The organism is Nocardioides sp. CER19 (assembly GCF_029846275.1).
Classification (GTDB): domain Bacteria; phylum Actinomycetota; class Actinomycetes; order Propionibacteriales; family Nocardioidaceae; genus Nocardioides.
The window spans coordinates 397275-414892 of record NZ_JARVWS010000002.1 but is presented as its reverse complement, the minus strand read 5'-3'; the positions used below and the strand labels follow the sequence as shown (position 1 = coordinate 414892).

The following is a 17618-nucleotide window of genomic DNA, read 5'->3' as shown; positions in this document are numbered from 1 at the left end:
GTCAGTCCTTTCTGAGGGTTCCGTGCAGGAGGGTGTCGACGATCTGGTCGGGTGTGAGCACCTGACCGTCGGCGATCTGTTCGTTGCTGCCTGCGAACGTCAGCAGGCGGAGCATGTGGACGAGCATCGCGGGCTCGACCGACAGCCGGGCGGCGTCCGGCTCGAGGAGCGCGGCCATCGACTCGCGGACCGCCCGCATCTCGTCGTGGCGCCGCTCGGGGTGGACGTGCTTGTGCCGGGGCGGGCCCATCTCCCCCATCGCACGCATCAGCCCGAACGTCGCCCGGAACCGCTGCTGCAGGATGCTGGTGATCTTGAGCAGCTTCTCGCGCAGCGGCTCGGCGGGGTCGATCTCGGCGATGCGGTCGGCGATCTGCCCCGGCTCGAACGCCTTCGCCATGGCCGCGTCGACGAGCTGCTCCTTGGAGTCGAAGACCCGGAAGATGGTGCCTTCGGCGACGCCGGCCGCCTCCGCGATGAGCTTGGTGGTCACCGCGCGACCGTGCTGGTAGAGCAGCGGCAGGGTCGCCGACACGAGCGCCTCGCGGCGCTCGTCGGGCGTCAGCGGTCGGGCCCGCTCGCGTCGTGCTTCCACATCGGACGACTCTAAATGAGTGAGCACTCACTCACAAACGGTTTTACCCGTGGATCAGGGGGCCAGCCGCTCGGTCGCCCACCCGTCGTCGGTACGCCGGTAGACGAGCCGGTCGTGCATGCGGCCGGTGCGCCCCTGCCAGAACTCGACGACGTCGGGACGGACCCGGAAGCCGCCCCACTCGTCGGGCACCGGCACGTCGACGCCCTCGAACCGGGCCGACACTGCGGCGTACTCCCGGTCGAGCTCGTCGCGGCCGCTCACCACCGCCGACTGGTGCGACGCCCACGCGCCGAGCTGGGAGCCGCGGGGCCGGGAGGCGAAGTAGGCCTCCACCTCGGCGCGCGGCAGCTCGGCCGCGAGGCCCTCGACCCTGACCTGGCGCTCGAGCGGGTGCCAGGGGAAGAGCAGCGCGCAGCGGGGGTTCGCGAACAGCTCGTGACCCTTGCGGGAGCGCAGGTTGGTGAAGAACACGAAGCCGTCGGGCGACACGCCCTTGAGGAGCACGAACCGCTGCGAGGGGGCGCCGTCGGGCGTGGCCGTCGCGACCGCCATCGCGTTCGGCTCGTGGAGGCCGGCACCGGCCGCCTCGGCGTACCACCGCTCGAACATGACGATCGGGTCGGCCGCCAGGTCGGACTCGGCGAGGCCTCCGCGGGCGTAGTCCTCGCGCCGTGCGGCGATCGTGTCCAGGGGGCCGTCGGAGGTCATGACCCGCACCCTAGTAGGGCCGCTCACCCAGACCCTGGGGCAGAATGCGCCAGAACCTGGAGAGTCGCGGGCAATGCAGTCGTGAGGAGCAGCAATGACCGAGGTACACCACGGCCTTGAGGGCGTCGTCGCGTTCGAGACGCAGATCGCCGAGCCCGACAAGGAGGGCTCCGCGCTGCGCTACCGGGGGGTCGACATCGAGGAGCTCGCCGGCCGCGTCCCGTTCGAGAACGTCTGGGGGCTCCTGATCGACGGCGCCTACGCCCCGGGCCTGCCCCCGGCCGAGGCCTACAACCTGCCGGTGCACACCGGCGACGTGCGCGTCGACGTCCAGGCCGCGATCGCGATGCTCGCGCCGGCGTTCGGCTTCGGGCAGACCTACGACATCTCCGACGAGCAGGCCCGCGCGGACCTGGCCCGGGTGGCCGTCATGGTCCTGTCGTACGCCGGCCAGTCGGCTCGCGACATCCACCTGCCGGTCGTGCCCCAGCGTCTCGTCGACGAGGGCCGCACCCTCGCCGAGAAGTTCCTCATCCGCTGGCGCGGGGAGGCCGACCCGAAGCACGCGCACGCGATCGACGCCTACTGGTCGTCGGCCGCCGAGCACGGCATGAACGCCTCCACCTTCACCGCCCGCGTCATCACCTCCACCGGCGCCGACGTCGCCGCGGCCTTCTCCGGCGCCATCGGCGCGATGAGCGGCCCGCTGCACGGTGGCGCGCCATCCCGCGTCCTCGGCATGATCGAGGAGGTCGAGAGGTCCGGCGACGCCCGCGGCTACGTGAAGTCGCTCCTCGACTCGGGCGAGCGCCTCATGGGCTTCGGCCACCGTGTCTACCGTGCTGAGGACCCGCGCGCCCGGGTGCTGCGTCGCACCGCGCGCGAGCTCGGCGCCGCGCGCTACGAGGTGGCCGAGGCCCTCGAGCAGGCCGCCCTGGCCGAGCTGCGCGAGCGCCGCCCCGACCGCGTGCTCGAGACCAACGTGGAGTTCTGGGCGGCGATCGTGCTCGACTTCGCCGAGGTGCCGGCGCACATGTTCACGTCGATGTTCACCTGCGCGCGCACCGGCGGCTGGTCGGCCCACATCCTCGAGCAGAAGACGACCGGCCGGCTGATCCGGCCGTCGGCCGTCTACACCGGCCCGGCGTCCCGCCCGGCCAGCTCGGTCGAGGGCTGGGACGGCGCCTGGTCACCGACCGGCCGCTGACCGGCCGCTCACCTGCCGCTGACCGGCCCCGCCGAGCCGGTCAGCGTCGCAAGGCTGCTCAGTCGTCGCCGTCGTCCAGCGTCTCGCCCCGCCGGGCGCGGCCGACGCCGCGCTGGAAGCTGCCCAGACCTCGGCTGCGCTGCGGGTCGGCCCGCGGAGCCGGCGGCGGTGCGGCCGGCGCGCCGGCGCCACCCGGGATCAGGTTGCGTCCGGGGACACGCACCGGCAGGCCCTCGGGCGTCTGCGCCGCCGCCGTGGCCTGGGTGCCCACCTCCGCGGCGCGACGCCAGCCGGCGTCGCCCGGGGACTGCCAGGTCCGGGCCCGGACCGCGGTGTCGGTGCTGCTGCCCCCGGCCGTGCGCCCGCGGAACCACTCGGACTGGAGCAGCGCGTAGATCGGCGTCGACTCGTTCTCCGGCCGCACGGCGGGCAGGTCCAGGGCGGTCGGCGCGATCGACCCGAGGACGGGACCCTTCGCCGTCCGGGGTCCCGGCACGGTCCCCTGCTTGCGATTGAGCGAGACCTCGAAGACCCGCCCCGAGAGGTGGCCGAAGGTCGAGGGGGCGAACTGCTCGCGCACCGCGGCCGACAGCGTGGTGGGCGCGGGGGCACCGGCGGTCACCAGCGCCTTGGCGGACACGTCCGGCCGGGCGGCGTACGACGGCGCGCGGCTCGGCAGCGGCGCCGGGTCGGAGGCGACGAAGACGTCGGCGGGCAGCAGCACGGTCGCGACCACGCCGGACGGCGAGTTCGCGTGCAGCTTGACGGTCAGGCCGTGACGGTGGGCGAGCCGCGAGGTCACGACCAGCCCCATCATGCGGGCCACGTCGGCGTCGAGGCCGGCGCTGCTGCGCAGCTTGGCGTTGGCGGCGGCGAGCTCGTCGGGCGACATCCCGATGCCGTGGTCGGCGATCTCGATGACCATCGGTCCGGTGGAGGTGGCCCGCGTGGTGCGCACGAGGACCGACGTGTCCGGCGACGAGAAGTTGGTGGCGTTCTCGATCAACTCGGCCAGCAGGTGGACGACGTCCGCGACGACCGGACCGCGGAAGCTGGCGCTGACGCGGCACTCGATCTGGACGCGGGCGAAGTGCTCGATCTCGGAGGAGGCGGCGCGCAGCGCGTCGAGCACGGGCACGTCGCCCCGGTTCGCCTGGGCGGCGTCGCCGCCGGCGAGGACCAGCAGGCTCTCGTCGTTGCGGCGCATGCGCGTGGCCAGGTGGTCGAGCCGGAACAGGTTCGCGAGGTCGTCGGGGTCCTGCTCGTTGGCCTCGAGCTCGTCGATGAGCCGCAGCTGCCGCTCGACCAGGCTCTGGCTGCGGTGGGACAGGTTGACGAACATCCTGTTGACGTTGGCGCGCATGTGGGCCTGCTCGCCGGCGAGGCGGACCGCTTCGGCGTGCACCGCCTCGAACGCCTCGGCGACCTCGCCGATCTCGTCGCCCCGGGCGACGCCGATCGGCTCGACCGTCACGTCGACGGGCTCCTCGGCCAGCTCGATGCGGCGGACCCGGTCGGGCAGCTCCCGATGGATGTCGAGCGCTGCCTGCCGGAGCCGGCGCAGCGGACGCAGGATCGAGCGCGCCGCGAGCGAGGCGGCGATGAGCGCGAGCAGCAGCACGACGACGACCATGACGGCGTTGAGGATCGCGGTCCGACGGGCGGCGTCGCCGCTGGCTGACACGTCGTCGGACAGATCGGTCGCGGCCTGCACGATGACGCCGACCATCTTCCTGATGAAGTCCGCGGAGGCGGCCTGCCAGTCGGTCGGTGACATGTCGAGGTCACTCACGTCGCCGGTCGACACGACCTGGGCCACGGCTCCCTGCATGGGTGCTCCGGTGGAGCCCTTGGTGCTGGTGTCGCCGGTGATCTTGTCGAAGCCCGCGCGAGCCGCGGGCGACGTACGGGCGTAGAACTTCTCGCTCGCCTCGGCCCACGAGCGCTGGGCCTGGGCGAGGGCCACCTGGTCGGCGCGGGTGATGCGGCCCTGGGCGAGCGCCCTGCCCATGAGGGTGCGCTCGACGCCGAGCGCCTCCGAGGCGGTCCGGATCTCGGCGAGGGCGTAGGTCTGGCGGTACATCCCGCCGTCGTCGAGCTCGGGAAGCCGACCGGCGATGCCGAGCAGGACGTTGAGGGCGGTCGTGTAGTCGGCGCGCGCCTGCTCCTGGGTGTTGGGACGGGTGATCTGCTTGCGCAGGTTCGCGAGGCCATCCATGGCGGCACGCGACGTCGCGAGGTCACGGGCGAGCGCCGGGTTGCCGGTCGTGTCCACACCCGGGAGATCACGCCGCCACGCCGTCACGGCCGCGTCGGTGGTGGCCTCGACCTGGGCCAGCGTCGCCGCCGAGGCCCCGGCGCTGGCGGCGTCGCGCTCGACCGTCAGCTGGACGGCCAGCCGGAAGCTGTCCGGCAGCGTGACGGCCACGCTCTCCGCGCGGGCAGCAGCCCGGCTCGCGGAGATCGCCGACTCCATGTGCAGTGCTCCGAACGCGAGTGCCGCGATCGTCGGCACCAGCATGATCCCGAGGAGTCGGGGCCGGATGCCGCGCCACGCCCTCCTGCTCGAACTACGGGCGTCCGTTGTGTCGGCCATGCTCCCTCTCCCTGGCGTTGCCCCCACAACCCAAGGACCGGCCTGCCCCTCCCGGGTAGTGCCGGCCCTTCCCTTGTCCCCGCGACCGCGACTCGGAGCCACGACCGGGGGTTTGGCGGCTCACCCTGTCAGAAAGTGGTCTAGAACAGCAATGCCGATGTGAGAATTCTGCCCACGAGGGACGAAATCATGTGCTACACGTGGCTCGTGGTGCGACCTCGGTCGTCCGACATCGACCTCCACGGCAGGATGCGCGGCAGGATCAGCGGCGGGATCAGCGGCGGGCGCCGCGGAAGCCGTCGTTCCAGGCGCTCATCCCGGACATGGCGATCAGTCCACCGCCAGCGAAGAGCAGGATGCCGGCCAGGACGCTCCGGGCGAGCGACGCCATGTCGTCGGCGAGCGAGCCGCGCGTGAACACGAAGGCGCCGCCGACCATCGCGGCCGCACCGGAGAGCATCAGCAGCACGCCCAGGACGCAGAGACCCTTCCGGACCGGGGTCCGTTCCGGAGGGTCGTCGTTCGTCATGAGGACTCCTCGGTGAGCCGCTGCCGTCGTGCTGGGACAATTCCTCTGACGGTCCCATCAAACCGAAGGTTGCCCCGATGACGCTACGGATCCCCGCCGACCTCCTGCCGCGCGACGGGCGGTTCGGCTCCGGTCCGTCCAAGGTTCCAGCGGGACGGCTGGACGACCTCGCTGCCAGCGGCGCCTCCCTGATGGGCACGTCGCACCGGCAGTCCCCCGTCAAGCACCTCGTACGCCGGGTGGTGACCGGTCTCGGCGACCTCTTCTCGCTGCCGGACGGCTACGAGGTGGCCATCGGCAACGGCGGCTCCGCGGCGTTCTGGGACCTGGCGACGTTCGCGCTGGTCGAGCGGCGCAGCCAGCACGCGGTGTTCGGTGAGTTCGCCGGCAAGTTCGCCGCCGCGGCCCGCAAGGCGCCCTGGCTCGGCGACCCGACCGTGCTCAGCGCCGAGCCGGGCGGGCTCGCGCTGCCGGTCGCGGAGGCCGATGTGGACGTCTACGCCTGGACCCACAACGAGACCTCGACCGGCGTCGCCGCACCGGTCGTCCGCCCGCAGGGCGCCACCGCCGACCAGCTCGTGCTGATCGACGCCACGTCGGCGGCCGGCGGCCTCGCCGTCGACCTGGCGCACACCGACGTCTACTACTTCGCGCCCCAGAAGTCGTTCGCCTCGGACGGTGGCCTCTGGCTGGCCACGCTCTCCCCCGCCGCCGTCGAGCGGGCCGAACGGATCGCCGCGTCCGACCGCTACGTCCCCGCGTTCTTCGACCTGATGGGCGCGCTGAGGAGCACCCGCCTCGACCAGACCTACAACACGCCGAGCGTCGCCACGCTCTTCCTCATGGCGGAGCAGCTCGACTGGATGCTCGCCGAGGGCGGTCTCGACGCGATGGCCGCGCGGACGTCCGCGTCGGCCGAGCACCTCTACGCCTGGGCCGAGAAGTCGTCGTACGTCGCCCCGTTCGTGCCGGACCCAGCGCACCGGTCCGCGGTCGTCGCGACCCTCGAGCTCGACGCGTCCGTCGACAAGACGCGGGTGATGGAGGAGCTGCGCGCCAACGGCATCGTGGACCTCGACGCCTATCGCGGCATCGGCACCAACCAGCTCCGGATCGCGATGTATCCCGCCGTCGACCCCGCCGACATCGAGGCCCTCACCCGCTGCATCGACTGGGTCGTCGAGCGCCTCTAGGACACCCGCGCCGTCATCAGGTCGTACGTCGACCGGTCGAACGCCACCATCCGGGCCTCGGCCACCGACGTCTGCGCGGTCCGGAGCACCTCGAGCGCAGCGTCGATCGCGTCGTCCTTCGGCCAGCCGTAGACCCCGGCGCTGACCAGCGGGAACGCGACCGTCGCCGCCCCGAGCTCGTCGGCGACCTCGAGCGCGCGTCGGTAGCACGAGGTCAGCTGGTCGCGGCTGCCGACGCCGTGGACCGGCCCTACCACGTGGATGACCCACCGCGCGGGCAGGTCGCCCGCGGTCGTCCACCCCGCGTCACCGGTCGCCAGCCCGTGGGGGAAGCGGCGGACGCAGTCCTCCAGCACGGCGGGGCCGCCCGCCCGGTGGATCGCCCCGTCCACTCCGCCACCGCCGCGCATCGCGTTGCTGGCCGCGTTGACGACCGCGTCGACGTCCTGACGCGTGATGTCGCCGTGCACGACGGCGATCTCCATCGCTCAGCCCTCCTCGGCCTCGTTGCGGATCAACCGCAGCGTGGCACGCTCCAGGGCGGCCTGTCGCTCGTCGGGGCCGTGGTGGCGGCGCCGCACCGCGGTCGCGATCGTGCGGTGCTCCTCGAAGGCGGAGACGACCCGCGGGTCGACGTACGACGTGCGGGCGAGGGTGGGGGTGTTGCCGAGGAAGTCGGCGACCTCACGCATGGTCGCCGTGACGAGGCGCTTGCCCTTCGTCCGCGAGACGCTGCCGCCTGCCTCGTCGAGCCGCGCCGCCAGCCCGGCCGCCGCGATGACCGTCGCGTGCCAGGTGCGGAAGTCCTTCGCCGACGCCTCGACGCCGGTGACCTCGCGGACGTAGTCGTTGACCAGCGCGGGCTGCAGCGCACGCCATCGCCGTCCGACGCGGTAGGCGAGCAGCGACCCGTCGTCGGAGTGGCGCCGGCGCATCGCCTCGATCGCCTTGATGACCGTCGCGTCGTCGATCTCGATGCGGTGGTCGATCCCCGACTTGCCGGTGAAGCTGAAGACCAGGCCGTCCCGCTGCCGCCGGACGTGCCGGCGCTGCAGCGTGGTGAGACCGAAGCTGCCGTGCTTGTCGACGTAGACGTCGTTGCCCACCCGGAAGTAGCCGAGGTCGAGCAGCCGTACGGCGACCGCGCAGGCGCGCTCGAGGGGCATCCCCTGCCGGCGCAGGTCGACGAGCACCTGCTCGCGCGCCTTGCCGAGCGCTTCGCCGAAGACCAGCACCCGGTCGAACTTCTGCGCATCGCGCCGGGTGCGCCAGTCCGGGTGGTAGAGGTACTGTCGGCGCCCGGCCTCGTCGGTGCCGACCGCCTGCAGGTGGCCGTTCTCGTACGGCGTGATCCAGACGTCCTCCCAGGCCGGCGGGATCACCAGCGACCGGACCCGCTCGGCGTCGCGCGCCGACAGCCGCTCGCCGCGCTCGTCGAGGTAGACGAACCCCTTGCCCGCGCGTCGTCGGCTCCAGCCCGATTGCTCGGGGGACGTGCGACGCAGCCGGACCATGCGCTCAGGTTGCCGCGCGGTCAGGGCCTTATGCGCCCCCGGCGCCCGATGTGCACTCAGCGTGAGCGAAGGACCCGCATCTGCAGCCAGACGACGGCCGCTCCGACGCCGCCGACCAGCAGCCAGGGCCACCAGGTGTGGTTCGTCCGGTGCTGCCCACCCGCCTCGGGCGTCTCCCGTGCGGGATCGGGTGCCGGAACGGCGGTGGCCGCCCCACCGCGCACGCAGATCCCCGCGGCGGCCGTGCACAGACCCGACTCGGGGAGGCGGAGGACGTCGGCGTAGGTTCCCTCGCTGCTGACGTAGATCGTGCCGTCGGTGGCGACCGCGATGCCCTCGCCCTGCGGCTGGTCGGGCAGCGGGACCGGCCGGATGCGGCCGAAGTCGGGGAAGGAGTAGACCACCGCGCCGACGTAGCCCCGGATCAGGACGTGCCGGCCGTCGGGCAGGAAGGTGCCGTCGGTCGCCATGGGGAGGATCCCGTCCGCCACCCGTACCAGACGGTTGGGGTGGTCGGCGCTGAGCTCGGCGGGCGCGGCGTAGACGGCGCCGCCGAGGAACCCCTTGGTGACGATGTAGAGCCGCCCGTCAGGCGCCGCCAGGAGCGTCTCGGCGTCGTGGGCGCCGTCGGGGTAGGTCAGGTCGTAGACCGGCTCGTCGGAGTGCCGGTCGCCGCGGCCGGCCGGCACCTGCGTCACCTGGATCGAGTCACGGGAGGCCCGGTTGTCGCCGATGTCGCCGACCCACACCTCGCCGCCGCCGGCCGGCGCGAGCGCCTCGACGTCGTGGGCGTCGCCTGACCACTCGGTGACGCCGACCGTGCGGCCGCGGTCGTCGACCGTGAACACCCGGGCGGAGTCGCCGGAGTCGTTCGTCGTGACGAAGAGCCCCGTGCCGAGCGCGACGAGCCCGCTGGACTCCGTGATCCGCTTGTCCTGGAAGGAGAACTCGACATGCTCCTGGCTGCTCGGGGCGGCCGCGGCGCCGAGCAGGAAGGGGACGACGAGGAGGACGAGCAGCGCCCGCTCCGGGCGCCCCGACCTAGGCACCCAGGAGCTCCCCGAGCCTCGGCTTGAGACCCCAGGTGTCCACCAGGTCGTCGTACTCCTTGCGCACGGAGCCGCCCGTGACCGGCCCGCTCGTCCGGACGGCGCGGAGCATCGTGTTGCGCGGCGTGTGCTGGCTCTCGACGAACTGGACGACGTCGACGCGGTAGCCGGACAGCCGCATGAGGGAGGCGCGCAGCGCGTCGGTCAGGGTGTCGGCGAGGCGCTCACGGAGGATGCCGTGCCGCGTGAGCATCGCGTAGGGCGCCGGGGTCGGTGCCTTGCGGAGCTGGGCGGCGATGTCGTGGTGGCAGCAGGGCGCGGCCAGCACGAGCGGGGCCTCCCACTCGACCGCTCGGGCGAGCGCGTCGTCGGTGGCCGTGTCGCAGGCGTGCAGCGCGAGGACGACGTCCGGCAGCTGCGGCAGGTCGACCCCGGAGATGGTGCCCGCGACGAACTCAGCCTCGACGCCCAGGTCGCGGGCCACCGACGCGTTGTGGTCGCGCGACTGCTCCTTGACGTCGACGCCCGTGACGACGACGGGGAGCTGCCTGACGCTGGTGAGGTAGCGCTGTGCCGCGAACGTCAGGTAGCCGTTGCCGCAACCGAGGTCGACGATGCGCAGCGGCTCGTCAGCGGCCGGGCGGCGCAGGTGCCCCTTGTCGATCGCCTCGGTCACGGAGGCGTCGAGCAGTCGGAGGAACTCCTCGACCTGCCGGTACTTGGCCTGGCGGCTCGGTTTGAGCCGGCCCTGCTGGTCGGAGATCCCGAGCGCGACGAAGACCGGGTCGTCCTCCGGCAGCAGCCGTGCCTTCGGCTGGTCGTGGCCGCGGACCGCCTCGACAGGCGCCGTCCGCGGGCTCGTGTTGACGACCGCCTCGAGCTTCTTCGTCACCCGCAGCGCGTGGTCCTCGGTCGTGGTGGCGACGTTCCAGTGCCCGAACGGCAGGTCGATGAGCTCGTCGACCAGTTCCCGCGCGCTGTCCGCGTCGTGGTTGGAGGTGAACGCCTGGGTGGCGTCGTACTTCGTGACCTGCAGCTGGCGGCCGGCCTTGAGGTCGACGTAGCGCAGCTCGACGCGCCGCCACGGCGGCGCCTGCTCGCCCTTCTGGCGCCCGGACGCGACCGCCTTGACCAGCGTCTCGGGGTCGAGGATCAGGGTGCGCATGCGGTTGAGCGCACGCAGCAGCGGCTCGGTCATGCGGTGGTCACTTGAACACCTGGGCGATGAGGACGATGAGGAGGAGCACCACCAGCGCCGCCGGGATGACGAGTCGGCGGTGGCGGGGGTTCACCCCTCGATTCTAGGAGCCGGGTGGCGAGCGGGCCGCATCGCTGGCCACGATCACGCGACCGCGTCCATCGGCACCGGGGTGATCGCCGCGTCGCTGGCGACGTGGACCACCTCCAGCACCACTCCGCTGCCGCGGGCGATGCCGGTCAGTGCCCTGACCCACTCGCGGTCGGAGGCCGTGAGGCGCTGCTCGCCCGGGCGACACAGCAGGGTTGCGACACTGCCACCCGGGTCGAACTCCTCGAGGAGGCCGCGGCATCCGTCGAGCAGTCGTCCGACGTCGTGCGCGTCGGGCTCCTGGGGCAGGTCGGAGATCTGGTGCACCGAGGGGAACGGCTCTCCGTCCTCGTCGACGAGGACGACCCAGAGCTCGCGGGTCCGCCACCCGAGCGGGTGGCAGATCGTTGTCCAGAACTTCTCCACATCGGCCTGGGTGCGGAACACCGGCCGGAAGGTCTGCTCGGTCATGCCTCCAGCATCCGCCTCGCCACCGACAGTCCCGGGCAGCCCGGCCCCGGCGTGTGGAGGAGCCGGCTTCAGCGCAGGGCTGTGGACGGCGACCGGCCTGTCAGAGCCGCGAGGCGAACAGCTCGGCCAGGTGCATGGTCGGTACCTGCGCCAGGTCGTCGAGCTGGACCCGGCAGGACATGCCGTCGGCGAGCACGACCGCGTCGGGGTGCGACCGGACCGCGGGCAGCAGGTGGGTCTCGGCGACGGCGACGGAGACCTCGTAGTGCCCCTCCTCGACGCCGAAGTTCCCGGCCAGGCCGCAGCAGCCCGCCACCTTGGTGACCGTCGCACCTGCCTTCTCCAGGAGGCGCTGGTCGGCGGCCCAGCCGAGCACCGCGTGCTGGTGGCAGTGCGGCTGGGCGACCACCTCGACGCCGGCCAGGTCGGGCAGCGGCAGGTCGAGGCGCGTCACGAGCTCGGCGAAGGTCAGCATCCCGTCCGCCACGGTGCGCGCCTCGGGCAGGGCCGACAGCTCCACCGAGTCCGACCGCAGGGTGGCCAGGCACGACGGCTCCAGCCCGATCACGGGCACACCGGAGGCGACGTACGGCGCCAGCGTGCGGACGGTCCGCTCCATGATCGAGCGGGCCTGGTCGAGCTGGCCGGTGGTGATCCAGGTGAGGCCGCAGCAGGCCCGGTCGGAGATGACTCGCACGGTCAGGCCCTGGGCCTCGAGGTAGCGGATCGCCGCCTGCCCCGACCGGGTGAAGAAGTGGTCGGTGAACGAGTCGGCCCACACCCACACGTCGGGCGTGGCCTCGCCCAACGACGCGGTGGCCGCCGACCGCTTCAGCGTCACCGGCGCGAACCGCGGGACCGACCGTCGTTGGTCGATGCCGGCGAACCACTTCGCGATCCAGGCGAGCGGCGCGAGCCGCATCAGGAGGTTGGTGAGCCTGGCGAACGGGGCGCCCAGCCTCGCCCAGAACGGCAGCCGCCCGAGCAGGTAGTGCGACCGGGGCCGGCGCCGGCCGGCATAGCTCTGGTGCAGGACCTCGGACTTGTACGTCGCCATGTCGATGCCCGTCGGGCAGTCCGACGCGCAGCCCTTGCAGGCCAGGCACAGGTCGAGCGCCTCGTGGACCGCCGGGTCGGACAGGCCGTGCACCAGGCCGCCGTCGAGCGCCTCCTGAAGCACGCGGGCGCGGCCGCGGGTGGCGTCCTTCTCGTTGCCGGTGGCGAGGTAGGAGGGGCACATGACGCCGTTCGTGTGCGGGGCGACGCACTTGCCGACGCCGGTGCAGCGGTGCACAGCGGCGCCGAGGTCGCCGTCGTCGTGGACGAGCCGGAGCGCGGGCCGGACGCTGGCGCGCGGGCGCACCGGGCGCAGGTCCTCGGTGATGGAGGCCGGGTCGACGATGTTGCCCGGGTTCATGAGCGCGTTCGGGTCCACCAGCCGCTTGACCGACCCGAAGAGGGCGATCGAGTGGTCGTCGTACATCAGCGGCAGCAGCTCGGAGCGGACCCGGCCGTCGCCGTGCTCGCCCGAGAGCGAGCCGCCGTAGTCCTTCAGCTTGTGCGCGCACGCGGTCATGAAGTCGCGGAAGACCCCGGCAGAGGCCGGGTCGCCCGGCGCGAACGGGAAGTCGATGCGGCAGTGGATGCAGCCGTCGCCGAAGTGGCCGTAGGGCACGCCTTGGAGCCCGTGACCGGCCAGGATCTCGTCGAAGTCGCGCAGCCAGGCGCCGAGGTGCTCGGGCGGGACGGCGGCGTCCTCCCAGCCGGAGTACGCCGGCGTGGGCAGCGAGCGCCCGGCCAGGCCCGCGCCGTCCTCGCGGATCCGCCACAGTGTCGCGGCCTCGGCGGTGTCGGTGACCAGGCGGGCGTCGAGCGCCCCGCCCGCCGCGCGCAGCCGCTCCACGAGGTCGGGGGCGTCGGGGCCGGCGACCTCGGCCATCAGCCAGCCGCCGCCCTTCGGGAGCTCGGGGACGGCGCCGCCCTTGGCGCGGACGAGCTCGACGATCCGGGCGTCCATCCCCTCGCACGCGATGAGCCGGCCGGCGGCGGCCGCGAGCAGGCCGGGCACCGCGTCGGCGGCCTCGTGCATCGTCGGGTAGCCGAGCACGAGCAGCAGGCGGCCGGGCTCGTCCTGCACGAGCCGCACGGTCGCCTCGAGGACGGTCGCGAGGGTGCCCTCCGTACCGACCAGGAACCGGTCGATCCGGCGGCCCTTCTCCGGGAGCAGGTGCTCCAGCGAGTAGCCGCTGACCTGCCGCCCGAACCGGCCGAACTCGGTGCGCAGGTGGGCGAGGTTGGCGTCGGCGATCTCCAGCAGGCCGGTCGCCGCGGCGCCGGCGGGGGCCGAGCCGTCATACGTGGCGACCTCGCCGCTCCCCCACACGACGGTCATCGCCTCGACGTTGTCGACGGTGCGGCCGTAGCCCAGCGCCCGCGAGCCGCAGGCGTTGTTGCCGATCATGCCGCCGATCGTGCAGCGCGGGTGCGTGGACGGGTCGGGTCCGAAGCGCAGGCCGTACGGCGCCGCCGCCCGCTGCAGGTCCGCGTGGACGAGGCCCGGCTCGACGCGCGCGGTGCGGGCGTCGGGGTCGATCGCGAGGACGCGGTTGAGCAGCCGGGTGTCCACGACGATGCCGGTGCCGACCGCGTTGCCGGCGATGCTCGTGCCCGCGCCGCGGAGGGTGACCGGCACCCCGAGGGCCCGCGAGGCCTCGTGGATCGCGACCAGCTCGTCGGTGTGCCGCGGCTTGACGACGACCTGCGGCACCAGCCGGTAGAGCGAGGCGTCGGAGCTGTAGAGCGCTGTCGCCAGCGTCGAGTCGTCGACTCCGCTGACGCCGCGACTGCGAAGCTCCGCGGCGAGGTCGAGGGCAACGGCGGTCACGCCTGGCATTCTCCCAGACGGGCGACGGCCGGCCGGACGCAGCCGAGGGCGTGGACGTCCGGATCGGCCACGTGGCGACTTCTGCCATCCCTTGAGCTGACGCCGCACGCCGGCAGCCGTCAAGCGTGATCGAGACAGCCGAGCGCCACGTCGGCCGCGTGCCGGCCGGAGGTGAGCGTCTCCCCGGTCCAGCTGACGTGGTGCCAGTCCTGCTCCACCCCGCCGTCCTTGCTGGGGAAGCCGATGTCGATCAGGTGCGGGTCGCTGGTGCCGGCCCCGGCGGCGTTGGTGAGGGCGAGGCTGCGGGAGGTACCGCCCGCGAGACTGCCATCGTCGTGGACGTAGGCGCGCTCGACGGCGAGGACGTACCAGTCGCCGCTGGACGTGTGCGCCGCATGGACCAGCGCCGAGGCCGTGATGGGGCCTGGCTGGCTCGCGACCGACACGCCCGCCCACCGGAGCAGCCGCTTCGAGGGCTTCTCGCAGGTCACGGCCGGCTGGGGAGGAGTGGTGACCGCGGCGTGCGGGGGCGCCGAGGCGCCGGCCGCGGGCCGGTCGTCGGACGAACCGGTGCAGCCGGCGGTCACCATCACCGGCACCAGCAGGAGCAGCGCGTGCCTCACGCCGCTGACAGTAAAGCCCCGGAGCCGGCCTGTCAGCCCTTCACTCGGAGGAGGCTCGGCGCGCGTAGGCGTCCAGCGCCGCCGTCACCGTGCTGGTGACGGTCAGGTCGTGGACGGACCCGAGCGGCACCCAGGCGACCGCGTCGGTCGTGCCGTCCACCTCGACCACCCGCGGGTCCTCGCCCGGTGCGACCGTGCCGACGAAGATCAGGTGGATCCCGTGGAACTCCTCCAACCGCCCGCTCGGCGCGACCCCCGTGAGCGCGATGTCGTGCACCTCCAGCGGGTCGCCGAGCGTGACGGCCAGGCCGGTCTCCTCGTGGACCTCGCGGACCAGCCCGTCGCGCGGGTCCTCCTGGAAGTCGAGACCGCCGCCCGGCAGGTGCCACTTCCCGCCGTGGACCGCGTGCGGCGCGATCCGGGTGAGCAGCACCTCCTGGTCCGGCGCCCGTCCGCGCAGGATCAGTGCGTACGACGCCACCCGCTGCACCCGCGCGATCCGGTGCTGCTCGAGTGCCTCGAGCACGAGCGGCAGCGTGGGCACCTCGCCGGACAGGACCTCGCCCAGCGGCAGCCAGGCCGCCTCGGCCGTCGACCCGCCGACCTCGACGGTCTTCGGCTCCGGGGAGTCGAGCGGCACCCAGCCGTCGTAGACGATCCGCAGAGCATGGGCGTCCACGTTGCGTCCGCGCCGCCAGGTGTTCGCACGGTGCGCGGACAGCACCCAGGCGGTCTCGCCCACCGTGACGGCGAGGCCGGTCTCCTCGTAGACCTCGCGCACCACCGCCGCGCGTGGGTCCTCGCCGTGGTCGAGCCCGCCTCCCGGGAGCGTCCACAGCGGCGTGCGCGTCAGCGCGTCCGACAGGCGGCTGAGCAGGATCCGGTCGTCGCGGAGGATGACGGCGTACGCGGCGACGCGCTGGACCTGGGGCAGACGGCGCCGACGCGGTGCGGCCGGGCTCATGCGGTGCTCATGAGAAGGGCGGCCGGTGGTCCCGGGCGAGGGACCGGCGTCCGGCCCAGCGCCACACCCGTGCCGCACGGTCGCGATCCTCGTCGGTGACCAGGTTGCCCATCCAGCGCAGGGCGAGCGTCATGAGCGCGTCGGAGCGCATGCCGACGGGCCCGAGCGCGGCGACCAGCCGCGGGTTGGTCGCGATGCCGGCCAGACGACGGGCGATCGAGAACGCCTCCCCGTAGTGGTCGCGCAGCAGCGCGGGCCAGACACGGGCGAGGTCGCCGGTCGAGAGCAGCTCCTCGGCGACCAGTCGGCCGGTCTCGAGCCCGTAGTCGATGCCCTCGCCGTTGAGCGGGTTCACGCAGCCCGCCGCGTCGCCGATCAGCGCCCAGTTGGGCCCGGCGACGCCGGTGACCGCGCCACCCATCGGCAGCAGCGCCGAGGCCTCGGCACGGAGGTCGCCCTCGAGCCCGAAGGCGTCGCGGATGGACTCGGCGTAGAGCCGCATCAGCGGCTTGATGGCCACGTCGGCCGGGCGCTTCGCCGTCGCCAGCGTGCCGGCACCGAGGTTCACCTCGCCGGTCCCGAGCGGGAAGACCCACCCGTAGCCGGAGAGCACCTCCCCCTTGGTCCCCGAGCCCGTCGCGGGGCCGCGCAGCTCGAGGTGCGAGCTGATCCAGGGGTCGTCGGTCGCGGACGACGTCGCGTAGGACCGGCCGGCGACACCGTAGACCGTGTCGCGGTGCCACTCGCGCCCGAGCACCTTCCCGAGGGGGGACCGCACGCCGTCGGCGACGATCAGCCGCCGGCAGGCCACCTCGACGAGGCGGTCCTCGCCGGCGGAGCCGGTCGGCACCCGGAACACGACCGCCGCGACGCGCCCGCCGTCCCGGCGTACGTCGACCGCCTTGACGCCGTCCACGGCGGTCGCGCCCGACTTGATCGCGGTCGTGCGCAGGTGGTCGTCGAGCTCGGTCCGGGCGACCGCCGAGCCCCAGTCGGGCAAGGAGTCGCCGGGCCACGGCAGCTCGAGGGTCTGGCCGAAGCCGTGCGCCCGCAGGCCGCGGTTGACCGGGTGCGCACGCACCCAGTCCTCCAGCCCGAGCCGGACCAGCTCGTCGATCGCGCGCGGCGTGAGGCCGTCGCCGCAGGTCTTGTCACGCGGGAAGACCGCCATGTCGGTGAGCAGGACGTCCAGACCCGCCCGCGCCAGCCACGCGGCAGCCGCCGAGCCCGCCGGGCCGGCCCCGACGACCAGGACGTCTGTCGAAGCGGGCAGCGGGGCGGTCATGCGCCCATCCTTCCAGACGGCCGTGGGCGTCCGGCAGCCGCCGATGTCAAACATGCTTGACATCCGATCCCAGTGTCAAACATCCTTGACACATGAAGAACGTCGTGAGGGAGCTGCGCTCCACGCGCGGGCTCTCCCAGGCCGACCTCGGCGGAGCGCTCGGGGTCTCGCGACAGACCGTGAACTCCATCGAGACCGGGCGCTACCTGCCGTCGCTCCCCCTGGCGATCGCCATCGCGCGGTTCTTCGACCTGACCGTGGAAGAGGTGTTCGATGTCGACTAGTCCCGCGACCAAGGAAGCGACCAGGCCCTGGTACTGCAGCCGCTGGATGGCCCCTGGCGCGTGCGTCGCCGCCGGGATCGCCTACCTGGCCACCGGCCTGGCCGCGGGCGAGCGCGGCTTCGGGATCGGCGGGTTCGTCACGATGATCGTCATCGGGGCGGCCATGGTGCTGGCCGGCCGCTACAGCGAGACCGTCAAGGGCCTGCTCGACCACAAGGACGAGCGGATCAACGCGCTCGACCGCAGCGCGACGGTCTTCACCGGCGTGGTGCTGATCCTGGTCATCATCGCGATGGCCCTCGTCGAGACCGCCCGCGGCGAGGACGGGTCGCCCTACTTCCAGCTCGCCGGGTTCGCCGGCGTGACCTACGCCGCGGCCCTGCTCTGGCTGCGCTGGCGACGCTGAGACACCGGCGCGGCGCGCG

At 73.2% G+C, this 17618-nt stretch carries 17 protein-coding genes; 4 read left to right on the top strand and 13 right to left on the bottom strand.

The genetic code is table 11. The features are described 5' to 3' along the window. Position 1: 1 nt before the first annotated feature. Positions 2-595: a helix-turn-helix domain containing protein gene (locus QDS12_RS10340; RefSeq protein ID WP_279878909.1), complete on the bottom strand. Its 594-nt coding sequence runs from the start codon at positions 593-595 to the stop codon at positions 2-4. 54 nt (positions 596-649) lie between these two features. Continuing rightward, complete coding sequence (pdxH, locus tag QDS12_RS10335; RefSeq protein ID WP_279878908.1) at positions 650-1306, bottom strand: pyridoxamine 5'-phosphate oxidase; 657 nt, start codon at positions 1304-1306, stop codon at positions 650-652. A gap of 94 nt (positions 1307-1400) precedes the next feature. Between pdxH and QDS12_RS10330 the strand changes: the two genes are divergently transcribed. Continuing rightward, a complete protein-coding gene (locus tag QDS12_RS10330) occupies positions 1401-2513 on the top strand; it encodes a citrate synthase 2 (protein WP_279878907.1) in 1113 nt (370 codons plus the stop codon). A gap of 58 nt (positions 2514-2571) precedes the next feature. Here the strand turns inward: QDS12_RS10330 and QDS12_RS10325 are convergent, their stop codons facing one another. After that, positions 2572-5109, bottom strand: a complete 2538-nt coding sequence (locus tag QDS12_RS10325; RefSeq protein WP_279878906.1) for a nitrate- and nitrite sensing domain-containing protein — start codon at positions 5107-5109, stop codon at positions 2572-2574. A gap of 274 nt (positions 5110-5383) precedes the next feature. Then, the gene (locus tag QDS12_RS10320; RefSeq protein ID WP_279878905.1) at positions 5384-5638 is read right to left on the bottom strand and encodes a hypothetical protein; all 255 of its coding nucleotides are present in this window, start codon (positions 5636-5638) and stop codon (positions 5384-5386) included. A gap of 77 nt (positions 5639-5715) precedes the next feature. On the opposite strand from QDS12_RS10320, the gene serC reads away from it, so the two are divergent. Then, positions 5716-6831, top strand: coding sequence for a phosphoserine transaminase (serC, locus tag QDS12_RS10315; protein ID WP_279878904.1), 1116 nt, complete (start codon positions 5716-5718; stop codon positions 6829-6831). On the opposite strand, the gene QDS12_RS10310 is transcribed toward serC, so the two are convergent. The 9 genes from QDS12_RS10310 to QDS12_RS10270 form a co-directional block, all read right to left on the bottom strand. Next, on the bottom strand, positions 6828-7316 hold the full coding sequence (locus tag QDS12_RS10310) for an O-acetyl-ADP-ribose deacetylase (RefSeq protein ID WP_279878903.1): 489 nt from the start codon (positions 7314-7316) through the stop codon (positions 6828-6830). The two genes, serC and QDS12_RS10310, sit on opposite strands and share 4 nt — an antisense overlap. Before the next feature lie 3 nt (positions 7317-7319). After that, positions 7320-8345, bottom strand: a complete 1026-nt coding sequence (locus tag QDS12_RS10305) for a DNA topoisomerase IB (protein ID WP_279878902.1) — start codon at positions 8343-8345, stop codon at positions 7320-7322. Between the two features lie 56 nt (positions 8346-8401). Then, positions 8402-9394, bottom strand: a complete 993-nt coding sequence (locus QDS12_RS10300) for a hypothetical protein (RefSeq protein ID WP_279878901.1) — start codon at positions 9392-9394, stop codon at positions 8402-8404. Further along, complete coding sequence (locus tag QDS12_RS10295) at positions 9387-10592, bottom strand: SAM-dependent methyltransferase (RefSeq protein ID WP_279878900.1); 1206 nt, start codon at positions 10590-10592, stop codon at positions 9387-9389. The genes QDS12_RS10300 and QDS12_RS10295 overlap by 8 nt, the downstream gene beginning before the upstream one ends. A 144-nt stretch (positions 10593-10736) precedes the next feature. After that, complete coding sequence (locus QDS12_RS10290; RefSeq protein WP_279878899.1) at positions 10737-11153, bottom strand: hypothetical protein; 417 nt, start codon at positions 11151-11153, stop codon at positions 10737-10739. 100 nt (positions 11154-11253) lie between these two features. Then, a complete protein-coding gene (locus QDS12_RS10285; protein ID WP_279878898.1) occupies positions 11254-14046 on the bottom strand; it encodes an FAD-binding and (Fe-S)-binding domain-containing protein in 2793 nt (930 codons plus the stop codon). Between the two features lie 110 nt (positions 14047-14156). After that, entirely contained in the window at positions 14157-14660 is a 504-nt protein-coding gene (locus tag QDS12_RS10280; protein ID WP_279878897.1) for a hypothetical protein, read from the bottom strand. Between the two features lie 40 nt (positions 14661-14700). Beyond that, entirely contained in the window at positions 14701-15624 is a 924-nt protein-coding gene (locus tag QDS12_RS10275) for an NUDIX domain-containing protein (RefSeq protein ID WP_279878896.1), read from the bottom strand. Between the two features lie 7 nt (positions 15625-15631). Next, on the bottom strand, positions 15632-16909 hold the full coding sequence (locus tag QDS12_RS10270) for a geranylgeranyl reductase family protein (protein WP_279878895.1): 1278 nt from the start codon (positions 16907-16909) through the stop codon (positions 15632-15634). A gap of 92 nt (positions 16910-17001) precedes the next feature. Between QDS12_RS10270 and QDS12_RS10265 the strand changes: the two genes are divergently transcribed. Both QDS12_RS10265 and QDS12_RS10260 read left to right on the top strand, forming a co-directional pair. Next, positions 17002-17193: a helix-turn-helix transcriptional regulator gene (locus tag QDS12_RS10265; protein ID WP_279878894.1), complete on the top strand. Its 192-nt coding sequence runs from the start codon at positions 17002-17004 to the stop codon at positions 17191-17193. After that, positions 17183-17599, top strand: a complete 417-nt coding sequence (locus QDS12_RS10260) for a hypothetical protein (protein WP_279878893.1) — start codon at positions 17183-17185, stop codon at positions 17597-17599. The genes QDS12_RS10265 and QDS12_RS10260 overlap by 11 nt, the downstream gene beginning before the upstream one ends. Positions 17600-17618: the final 19 nt, after the last annotated feature.